Source organism: Bradyrhizobium sp., assembly GCF_036009065.1.
Classification (GTDB): Bacteria; Pseudomonadota; Alphaproteobacteria; order Rhizobiales; family Xanthobacteraceae; genus Bradyrhizobium.
Window position 1 is genome coordinate 1 of record NZ_DASYMN010000190.1, and the last position, 9,546, is coordinate 9,546.

General features: G+C 63.0%; 10 protein-coding genes. 3 read left to right on the forward strand and 7 right to left on the reverse strand.

Annotated features, from left to right (window positions below):
* Window positions 1-154 precede the first annotated feature (154 nt).
* The 5 genes from VGP39_RS11370 to ccmA all read right to left on the reverse strand — a co-directional run bounded on the left by VGP39_RS11370 (window position 155) and on the right by ccmA (window position 3,153).
* Window positions 155-745 carry a DsbE family thiol:disulfide interchange protein gene (locus VGP39_RS11370; protein WP_327568204.1) on the reverse strand — a complete coding sequence of 197 codons (591 nt, stop codon included), beginning with the start codon at window positions 743-745 and terminating at the stop codon, window positions 155-157.
* Entirely contained in the window at window positions 742-921 is a 180-nt protein-coding gene (gene ccmD / locus VGP39_RS11375) for a heme exporter protein CcmD (RefSeq protein WP_327568211.1), read from the reverse strand. The genes VGP39_RS11370 and ccmD overlap by 4 nt, the downstream gene beginning before the upstream one ends.
* A gap of 5 nt (window positions 922-926) precedes the next feature.
* The gene (locus VGP39_RS11380; protein WP_327568205.1) at window positions 927-1,658 is read right to left on the reverse strand and encodes a heme ABC transporter permease; all 732 of its coding nucleotides are present in this window, start codon (window positions 1,656-1,658) and stop codon (window positions 927-929) included.
* A gap of 66 nt (window positions 1,659-1,724) precedes the next feature.
* The gene (ccmB, locus tag VGP39_RS11385; RefSeq protein WP_327568206.1) at window positions 1,725-2,393 is read right to left on the reverse strand and encodes a heme exporter protein CcmB; all 669 of its coding nucleotides are present in this window, start codon (window positions 2,391-2,393) and stop codon (window positions 1,725-1,727) included.
* 157 nt (window positions 2,394-2,550) lie between these two features.
* Window positions 2,551-3,153 (reverse strand): heme ABC exporter ATP-binding protein CcmA, encoded by a 603-nt coding sequence (ccmA, locus tag VGP39_RS11390; protein ID WP_327568212.1) that lies wholly within the window; start codon window positions 3,151-3,153, stop codon window positions 2,551-2,553.
* 194 nt (window positions 3,154-3,347) lie between these two features.
* Between ccmA and acnA the strand changes: the two genes are divergently transcribed.
* The 3 genes from acnA to VGP39_RS11405 all read left to right on the forward strand — a co-directional run bounded on the left by acnA (window position 3,348) and on the right by VGP39_RS11405 (window position 7,826).
* Window positions 3,348-6,068 (forward strand): aconitate hydratase AcnA, encoded by a 2,721-nt coding sequence (gene acnA / locus VGP39_RS11395; RefSeq protein WP_327568207.1) that lies wholly within the window; start codon window positions 3,348-3,350, stop codon window positions 6,066-6,068.
* Between the two features lie 136 nt (window positions 6,069-6,204).
* Window positions 6,205-6,957 (forward strand): DUF1223 domain-containing protein, encoded by a 753-nt coding sequence (locus VGP39_RS11400; RefSeq protein ID WP_327568208.1) that lies wholly within the window; start codon window positions 6,205-6,207, stop codon window positions 6,955-6,957.
* A 497-nt stretch (window positions 6,958-7,454) separates the two neighbouring features.
* Window positions 7,455-7,826, forward strand: a complete 372-nt coding sequence (locus tag VGP39_RS11405) for a DUF2794 domain-containing protein (protein ID WP_327568209.1) — start codon at window positions 7,455-7,457, stop codon at window positions 7,824-7,826.
* A 67-nt stretch (window positions 7,827-7,893) separates the two neighbouring features.
* On the opposite strand, the gene VGP39_RS11410 is transcribed toward VGP39_RS11405, so the two are convergent.
* The gene (locus VGP39_RS11410) at window positions 7,894-8,427 is read right to left on the reverse strand and encodes an N-acetyltransferase family protein (RefSeq protein WP_327568210.1); all 534 of its coding nucleotides are present in this window, start codon (window positions 8,425-8,427) and stop codon (window positions 7,894-7,896) included.
* A gap of 314 nt (window positions 8,428-8,741) precedes the next feature.
* Complete coding sequence (locus VGP39_RS11415) at window positions 8,742-9,533, reverse strand: Bax inhibitor-1/YccA family protein (protein ID WP_327568213.1); 792 nt, start codon at window positions 9,531-9,533, stop codon at window positions 8,742-8,744.
* Between the last annotated feature and the right edge of the window lie 13 nt (window positions 9,534-9,546).

Genomic DNA, 9,546 nt, shown 5'->3' on the forward strand with positions numbered 1-9,546 from the left:
AGCGCCTCCCCAGTGTCGTCCCCGCGAAGGCGGGGACCCATAACCACCGGCAGTTATGATTGCAGGGAGGTCATTCAACAAGGCCACTGACGCAAACCAGAACATCGGCGACACGGCGTATGGGTCCCCGCCTGCGCGGGGACGACAGCTCTTCCTACGGAAGAGCTGTCGCCTTCAGCGCCTTTTCGATCTCGACTTTCAGCACGCTCTCGAAATTTTGCGGCGTCACCGGGCCGACCATCTTGTAGGCGATGGCGCCGTCGCGGCCGATCACGAAGGTTTCAGGAACGCCGTAGACGCCCCATTCGATCGAGGCGCGGCCGTTGCCGTCGACGCCGACACTGCCGAACGGATTGCCGTAGCGGCCGAGGAAGCGCCGGGCATTATCGGGCGCGTCCTTGTAATTGATGCCGACAATCTGCAGCCGGCTGTCCTTGGCCAATTCGGTCAGCAGCGGCGCTTCGTCATGGCAGGGCACGCACCACGACGCCCAGACATTGACGACGCTGACCTTGCCCTTGAAGACGGCGGGATCGAGCCCGGGCACCGGCGCGCCGTTGCTGGTGAGGCCCTCAAGCTGTGGCAGCGTGGTTTGCGGCGCCGGGCGGCCGATCAGGGCAGAGGGGATTTTCGACGGATCGCCGCTGTACAGCCGGAGCAGGAAGATTCCGGCCAGCGCGATGAAACCTACCAGCGGCAGCGCCACCAGCCATGAACGGCGTTTCGGTGCAGCCACCTCGCTCATCGGATGTCCGCCGCGCTGCGCCCGGAGCGACGGACCGCGCCCGATGCCTCGAGTTCGCGCAGGCGCGCTTTCTGGCGGCGGTAATCGATCGCGATCCAGAGAATAAGGATCAGCACCACGGCTGCGACCACCACATAGGACGTGACGATGAAGGACGCGTAGGGACCGAGCGCCATGGTGCTCACCCTGGCCGCCCGCTTGCTTGCATCATCTGCAAGGCGCGCACGCGGCGGCGCAGAATTTCGTTGCGCATGGCGGCGAGATGCAGCGTGATGAACAGCAGCGAAAACGCCACCGCCATCACCAGCAGCGGAACGAGGAACGCGCGGTCCATCGCAGGCCCGCCCATCCGCAGCACGGAGGCCGGCTGATGCAGCGTATTCCACCAGTCCACCGAGAATTTGATGATTGGAATGTTGATGGCCCCGACCAGCGTCAGGATCGCAGCGGCGCGCGCCGCGCGCGAGGGATCTTCCACCGCGCGCCACAGCGCGATCAGGCCGAGATACATCAGGAACAGTATCAACACCGAGGTCAGCCGCGCGTCCCACTCCCAGTAAGTGCCCCACATCGGCCGGCCCCACAGCGATCCCGTCACCAGCGCCAGAAACGTGAACGCCGCGCCGATCGGCGCGGCAGCTTTTGCTGCAACGTCCGCCAATGGATGCCGCCACACCAGCGTGCCGAGCGCCGCAAAACTCATCACGCCCCACACGAACATCGACAGCCAGGCGTTGGGCACGTGGATGAACATGATTTTTACCGTGGCGCCCTGCTGGTAGTCGTCGGGCGCGAGCGCCGACTGGGTGAGGCCGATCAGCAGCAGGATCGCGGTCGCCGCCGCAAGCGGCGGCAATATCCGCGCGGTCAGCGACAGGAATCGTGTGGGATTGGCGAGATCGATCAGCGTCATGACGTTCCTGATAATCGTCGAAGCCGGGGCAGGCAATGCGGGGAGGTATGTTTCATACGGAGTTGATCAGTCCAGTCCATGCCGCAGGCTTGCAGCCGCCGCGAACGGCCCTATCACGAAGCTGATCAGCGACAGCGCGCACAGAATTGAAAACGGCGTTCCGAACGATAATGGCCCGGAGATCGCGGCCTCCGAGGCTGCGACGCCGAAAATCAGCACCGGGATCGACAGCGGCAGCACCAGCACCGCCAGCAACAAGCCGCCGCGATGCAGCGTCACCGCCAGCGCCGCGCCGATCATGCCGGTAAAGGTCAGGGCCGGTGTTCCCGCGACCAGCGTCAGCGCCACCGCGAATGTGGAGGTTGCGTCGAGATTCAGCAGCAATCCGAGCACGGGCGTTGCGATGATCAGCGGCAATCCGGCGGCGAGCCAGTGCGCGAGAGCTTTTGCCGCGCAGGCCAGCTCCAGCGGCGTGCGGCTCATGACAATCAGATCGAGTGAGCCGTCGTCGTGATCGGCCATGAACAGCCGGTCGAGCGTCAGCAGGCTGGCGAGCAAAGCGCCGAGCCAGAGAATCGCGGGACCCAGCCGCGCGAGCAGTTTCAGATCGGGCCCGACCGCGAACGGCATCAGCACCACGACGGTGAGAAAGAACAGCACCCCGATCAGCGCGCCGCCGCCGACGCGCAGCGCGATGCGGATGTCGCGGCGAATTAAGGCGGTGAGGGCGGTCACAACACGTCGTCCCCGCGAAGGCGGGGACCCATAACCCCTGGCTTCTCAAATGAAAGAACGCCTTTGCCCCAGTGCCGAAACGAGATGACACGGCGTATGGGTCGCCGCCTTCGCGGGGACGACTCGCGGGGAGGCTGGGCGCTAGCCGGTCGCGCTCTCATGCCGCGATTCCCATCCGCAACTTCCGCGCGGCAATCCGCAGCGGGGCATGCGTTGCCGCGACGATCAGGCCGCCGCGCTCAAGATGATCCTGCATCAGCGCGGCAAACATCGTCTGCCCGGCGGCATCCAGCGCCGAGGTTGGCTCGTCCAGCAGCCAGACCGGCCGCCGCACCGTGAGCAGCCGTGCGATCGAGAGCCGCCGCCGCTGTCCGGCCGACAAAACCACCGCCGGCAGATGCGCGGCGTGGTCGAGGCCCACCGCCGCGAGGCTCTGTCCTGCATCGGATCCATCGCCGCCCAAAAAATCCCGCCAGAATGTCAGGTTCTCCATCACGCTCAGCGCAGGCTTCAGCGCGTCGCGGTGGCCGAGGTAATGCGCCTGTTCGGCCAGGGTCCGTTCGCGGTCGCCGCCATCCAGATCGATCGATCCGCCCGCGATCGCCAGCAGGCCGGCAATCTGCCGCAGCAGCGAGGTTTTCCCGGCGCCATTGGGTCCGGTGACCGCCAGCGCCTCGCCCGCGGAAGCGCTGAAACCGAGGCCGGAAAACACCTCGCGCCCGCCCCTGATACATTTGACGCCGCGTCCCGACAGCCGCATCTGGCCTTCTTCCGTGGTGTGGAGGCCGCATTGCTGCGGCACGATTGTCGGTGTGGCGGTCGCTCTGGAAAGATTCTATAAGCCGGAACTTGATGCAGCACACAATCCGCGCCTGCAAGCCACTCGGCTCTCAGCTCGCCAACGGTGTTTTGATACCCTTTGCCGGGTGTAACGACTAATCAGGATCGCGCCACATGCCCTCGCTCGACAGCTTCAAATGCCAAAAGACCCTCAAGGTCGGTGGCAAGTCCTATGTCTATTACAGCCTGCCCACCGCGGAGAAAAACGGTCTGAAGGGGATTTCCAAGCTGCCCTATTCGATGAAGGTGCTGCTGGAAAACCTGCTGCGCAACGAGGACGACCGCACGGTCAAGAAGGACGACATTCTGGCGGTGGCGAAGTGGCTGAAGAAGCGCGCGCTCGAGCATGAAATCGCGTTCCGCCCGGCGCGGGTGCTGATGCAGGATTTTACCGGCGTGCCGGCGGTGGTCGATCTCGCGGCGATGCGCAATGCGATGCAGGCGCTCGGCGGCGATGCCGAAAAGATCAATCCGCTGGTGCCGGTCGATCTCGTCATCGACCACAGCGTGATCGTGAACTTCTTCGGCGACAACAAGGCGTTCGGCAAGAACGTGGTCGAGGAGTACAAGCAGAACCAGGAACGCTACGAATTCCTGAAATGGGGCCAGAAGGCGTTTTCGAATTTCTCGGTGGTGCCGCCCGGCACCGGCATCTGCCACCAGGTCAATCTCGAATATCTCGCGCAGACGGTATGGACGCGCAAGGAGAAGATGACCGTCGGCAAGAAGACCGGCAGCTTCGAGGTCGCCTATCCGGACACGCTGGTCGGCACCGATTCGCACACCACCATGGTCAACGGCCTTGCCGTGCTCGGCTGGGGCGTCGGCGGTATCGAGGCGGAGGCCGCGATGCTCGGCCAGCCGCTGTCCATGCTGCTGCCCGAAGTGGTGGGCTTCAAGCTCAAGGGCGCGCTAAAGGAAGGCGTCACCGCCACCGACCTGGTGCTCACCGTCACGCAGATGCTGCGCAAGCAGGGCGTGGTCGGAAAGTTCGTCGAGTTCTTCGGACCCGGCCTCGATTATCTCTCAGTCGCCGACAAGGCGACCATCGGCAACATGGCGCCGGAATACGGCGCGACCTGCGGCTTCTTCCCGGTCGATAGCGAAACCATCGATTATCTGAAAACCTCGGGCCGCAAGGCCGACCGGGTCGCACTGGTGGTCAAATACGCCAAGGCGCAGGGACTGTTCCGCACCTCCGCTTCCCCCGATCCGGTATTCACCGAAACGCTGACGCTCGATCTCGGCGACGTGGTGCCGTCGATGGCAGGGCCAAAGCGCCCCGAAGGCCGCGTGGCGTTGCCGGCGGTGGCGGACGGTTTTGCCGCCGCCATGACGAGCGAATACAAGAAAGCCGCCGACGCTTTGAAGCGTTATCCGGTCGAGAACCGCAACTTCGATCTCGGCCATGGCGACGTGGTGATCGCGGCGATCACCTCCTGCACCAATACCTCCAATCCGAGCGTGCTGATCGGCGCCGGCCTGCTCGCGCGCAACGCCGCGGCAAAAGGCCTTACCGCAAAACCCTGGGTCAAGACATCGCTGGCGCCGGGCAGCCAGGTGGTCGCCGAATATCTCGCCAATTCCGGACTGCAACTCGACCTCGACAAGGTCGGCTTCAACCTGATCGGTTTTGGGTGCACCACCTGCATCGGCAATTCCGGACCTTTGCCGGAGGAGATTTCCAAGGCGATCAACGACAACGGCATCATCGGCGCTGCGGTGCTGTCGGGTAACCGCAATTTCGAAGGCCGCGTCAGTCCAGACGTGCAGGCCAATTACCTCGCCTCGCCGCCGCTGGTGGTCGCCTATGCGCTGGCGGGAACGGTGACCAGGAATCTCGCGGTCGAGCCGATCGGCAACGGCAAGGACGGCAAGCCGGTTTACCTGAAGGACATCTGGCCGACCACCAAGGAGATTAACGCCCTGATGAAGAAGTTCGTCACCGCGGCGATCTTCAAGAAGCGCTACGCCGACGTGTTTAAGGGCGACACCAACTGGCGCAAGATCAAGACCGTCGAGAGCGAGACCTATCGCTGGAATATGAGCTCGACCTATGTGCAGAACCCGCCTTACTTCGAAGGCATGAAGAAGGAGCCGGAGGCGATCCTCGACGTGGTGGATGCGCGGATTCTGGCGATGTTCGGCGACAAGATCACCACCGACCACATTTCGCCTGCCGGCGCCATCAAGCTGACGTCGCCTGCGGGGAGCTATCTCTCCGAGCATCAGGTCCGCCCCGCCGACTTCAATCAATACGGCACGCGGCGCGGCAACCATGAAGTGATGATGCGCGGCACCTTCGCCAATATCCGCATCAAGAATTTCATGCTGAAGGGCGCCGACGGAAACATTCCCGAAGGTGGATTGACCAAGCACTGGCCCGACGGCGAGCAGATGTCGATCTACGACGCGGCGATGAAGTACCAGGCCGAGAAAGTCCCGCTGGTGGTGTTCGCCGGCGCCGAATACGGCAACGGCTCCTCGCGCGACTGGGCCGCGAAGGGCACGCGGCTGTTAGGGGTTCGCGCCGTGATCTGCCAGAGTTTTGAGCGCATCCATCGCTCCAACCTGGTCGGCATGGGCGTTTTGCCTCTGACCTTCGAGGGCAGCGATTCGTGGTCGTCGCTCGGGCTGAAGGGTGACGAGACGGTAACGATCAGAGGCCTGCAGGGCGACCTGAAACCGCGCCAAAAACTGACCGCGGAGATTGTATCCGGAGACGGCACACTGCGCCGCGTGTCGCTGCTGTGCCGGATCGATACCCTCGACGAGCTTGAATATTACCGCAACGGCGGCATCCTGCATTACGTGCTGCGCAAGCTTGCAGCGTGATCGGAAACGTGATCGGCGCCTCACTGCGAAGTGAGTGGCGAATGGAGGGAAGGCGGCCTATGAAAGGCCGCCTTCTCCGCGTTCGAAAGGCATATCAACGGCGACGGCGCGTCGCGGTTTCAGCGTGGCAGTAATGATGACCCATGATTCTATCTCGCGATGGTGCAGCGCGCTCGGTGTTTGCACTATCGTCGCGATCGCAAGTCCAGCCCATGCCGAACCGCGCGCGGTGGTGGAGTTGTTCACGTCGCAGGGATGCTCGTCCTGTCCGGCGGCCGATCGGGTTCTCGGCGAACTGGCCAAGGATCCGAACGTTATCGCGCTCAGCCTGCCGATCGATTACTGGGACTATCTCGGCTGGAAAGATACGCTGGCGGATTCGCGGTTCAGTGCGCGGCAGAAAGCATATTCCCAGATGCGCGGCGATCGCGACGTCTACACCCCGCAGGTTGTCGTCAACGGGTCAGCGCATGTGATCGGCAGCGATCGTGCTAAAATCGAAGGTGCGATGGACGTCACCAAGAAAGCCGACGGCGTGATGTCGGTGCCGGTCTCGATGACGTTGTCCGGCAAGCAGATCAACGTTTCCGTCGCGGCATCGAATAAAGGCCCATCCGCCAGACATGGTGAAGTGTGGATCTGCTCGGTCTCGAAATCGGTGCCGATCAAGATCGGCCGCGGAGAAAATCGCGGCAAGGAAATCACCTATTACAACGTGGTGCGCAATCTGCTGAAGGTCGGCGACTGGAACGGCAATGCCGGCAGCTGGACCGTGCCGCTGGAAAATATTTCCCGCGAGGGCGTCGATGCCGCGGTGGTCTTTGTGCAGAACGGCAGCCGCGAAAATCCCGGCCCGATGTTAGGTGCGGCATACACGGCGCTGCACTGAACTCGTCATTCCGGGGCGCGCGAAGCGCGAGCCCGGAATCCATAACCCCTGTATTTGAGTTCAGCATCCATACGCCCACAGGGGGGTTATGGATTCCGGGCCTGCGCCAAGAGGCGCATCCCGGAATGACGAAGTGCAAAAAGAAAAGGACCAACTCTCGTTGGCCCAGTGACGGGGATTAACTCCCCTGCGAACAGGCCCGATCCCGACGACCCCGGGGGGCTGGGGGCTGAGGAATCCGGAACCGAAAGGACCGGGCCAACGCAGTAGCTTCTTTTCGCAGTCCAGATGGGCGGTCGCTTGTCGGAAATTGGGCCGTATTATGATTCCGCTAACGATCCCGTGACGGGCCAATTCACCCATGAATTACGCGTCCCGGACCACGGCCCTCTTGCAGCCGCGCGCAGTCGGCGCAATCATGCTGGCCGCAGCATGGTCTTGAAACGTGGTAGCCGGGTTTTGGAGAAGATCATGCCTTGGATGACAGGAGGCGTGGCATGGATTTGATGTCGGGGGATGCTGATCCAAGCGAGACCGCCGCAGCGGAGCGCAACTCCGCTGCGAACCCTGCGCAAAGCCGGGTAACATTCAACCGTTTCGAACTCAACCGCATCCTCAATCTTTACGGACGCATGGTCGCCGATGGGGAATGGCGGGATTACGCTATCGACTTCCTGAAAGACCGCGCGGTGTTTTCGGTGTTCCGCCGCGCTTCCGAAGTGCCGATCTATCGCATCGAGAAAGATCCACGGCTGGCTCGCAAGCAGGGGGTCTACAGCGTGATCTCGGCCGGCGGATTGATCCTGCGCCGCGGCCATGAACTCGACCGCGTGCTGCTGGTGATCGATCGCAAGCTGGCGGTGGTTTGAAATGAGTCTCCTGTAGCCCGGATGAGCTCTTGCGATATCCGGTGCAGCGTCGCGGAGCTCATCCGGGCTACGGCGTTTCAGGCAGCGTCGTGGCGCCTTCGCCGAGCGCGCGCTGCATCATCACGGTGTCGAGCCAGCGGCCGAACTTGAATCCCACATCGGAGTGGGTGCCGATCATCGCAAATCCAGTTCTGCTGTGCACGCCGATCGAACCCGCATTGGCGGAATCGCCGATCACCGCGATCATCTGGCGATAGCCGCGCGCCTCGCATTCGGCGATCAGCCGTTGCAGCAATTGCGTCCCGATGCCGCGGCGATGGATCGCCGGTTGAAGATAGACCGAATCCTCCACGGTGAACCGATAGGCCGGTCGCGGCCGGTACGGCCCGGCATAGGCGTATCCGACCGCGCGGCCTTCGAGGGATGCAACGAGATAGGGATAGGCGCCTTCGATCAGCGATTCGAAGCGGCGCGTCATTTCTGCCAAGTCCGGCGGGATCAGCTCGAACGTCGCGGTGCCGGTGAGGACCGCGTGCTCGTAAATCTCGGTGATGGCGGGAAGGTCGGCCTCGGTGGCGGAGCGGATTTCAACGTTGGTCATGGGGCCTCCACGGGTCATTGCCGGGGCTCGACCCGGCAATCCATCTGCTTCGAACGACTCTTGTGAAGATGGATGGATGCGCGGGTCAAGCCCGCGCATGACGCGAATGTGTTGCTGCGTGCCCCGGACGCAGCGCAGCGCGGAGCACCTGCGAAGCGGTGCGCTGCTGAGCCGGGGCCCAGCTTTTTCCACTCCAACCGGGGGTCCCGGTTCTGCCAAGCTGCATCGCGCCCGGGACGCGAGGTCCATAACCGCGCGCAAAACAAAAACCCCGGCCGCGAGGCCGGGGTTGAGTTTTCGCCTATGCTATGCCGTCAGTCGCGCTGTCCGAGCAACTGCAACAGCAGCGTGAACAGGTTGATGAAGTTCAAGTAAAGCGACAGCGCGCCGGTGATGGCCGCGCGTTCGGCGACGTCGCCGCCCTGCGAGGCGTAGCCATAGATGTAGTCGTTCTTCAGCCGCTGGGTATCCCAGGCGGTCAACCCTGCAAATACCAGCACGCCGACCACCGAGACGATGAACTGCAGCATCGTGCTTGCGACGAAGATGTTCACCAGGCTCGCGATGATGATGCCGAACAGGCCCATCAGCAGGAACGAGCCCATGCCGGTCAAGTCACGCTTGGTGGTGTAGCCGTAGAGGCTGAGCGCGCCGAACGAGGCCGCGGTGATGAAGAACACCCGCACGATCGAGGTGTGCGTATACACCAGGAAAATCGACGACAGCGAGATGCCCATCAGCGCCGCGAACGCCCAGAACAGCAATTGCGCCGTCGCGGGCTTTAGCCGGTTGATGCCGAACGAGATGGCGAACACCATCGCCAGCGGCGCCAGTATGAATACCCATTTCAGCGGGCTCACATACATCGCATAACCGAACGGCGTCAGGTAGGCATTGCCGAACTTGGCGGCGGCGCCTGCCTGGTCCGTGGTCACGGCAGCCATATAGATGCCCAGCGCGGCGAGGCCGGTAATGGCGAGGCCGATGGTCATGTAGTTGTAGATGCGCAGCATGTAGGCGCGCAGACCGGCATCGACGGCTGCGGCGTCAGTACGCCCGGCGGCCCGGCCGAAGGGCGAAGCGTAGTTACGGTCTAGGTCCGACATGGTCGAATTCCCG

Excerpts from the sequence above, each read along its gene's own strand:
- acnA (WP_327568207.1), top strand. The coding sequence starts at position 3,348 with ATGCCCTCGCTCGACAGCTTCAAATGCCAAAAGACCCTCAAGGTCGGT.
- VGP39_RS11400 (WP_327568208.1), top strand. The coding sequence starts at position 6,205 with ATGACCCATGATTCTATCTCGCGATGGTGCAGCGCGCTCGGTGTTTGC.
- VGP39_RS11415 (WP_327568213.1), bottom strand. The coding sequence starts at position 9,533 with ATGTCGGACCTAGACCGTAACTACGCTTCGCCCTTCGGCCGGGCCGCC.
- VGP39_RS11380 (WP_327568205.1), bottom strand. The coding sequence starts at position 1,658 with ATGACGCTGATCGATCTCGCCAATCCCACACGATTCCTGTCGCTGACC.
- ccmA (WP_327568212.1), bottom strand. The coding sequence starts at position 3,153 with ATGCGGCTGTCGGGACGCGGCGTCAAATGTATCAGGGGCGGGCGCGAG.
- VGP39_RS11410 (WP_327568210.1), bottom strand. The coding sequence starts at position 8,427 with ATGACCAACGTTGAAATCCGCTCCGCCACCGAGGCCGACCTTCCCGCC.
- VGP39_RS11405 (WP_327568209.1), top strand. The coding sequence starts at position 7,455 with ATGGATTTGATGTCGGGGGATGCTGATCCAAGCGAGACCGCCGCAGCG.
- ccmD (WP_327568211.1), bottom strand. The coding sequence starts at position 921 with ATGGCGCTCGGTCCCTACGCGTCCTTCATCGTCACGTCCTATGTGGTG.
- VGP39_RS11370 (WP_327568204.1), bottom strand. The coding sequence starts at position 745 with ATGAGCGAGGTGGCTGCACCGAAACGCCGTTCATGGCTGGTGGCGCTG.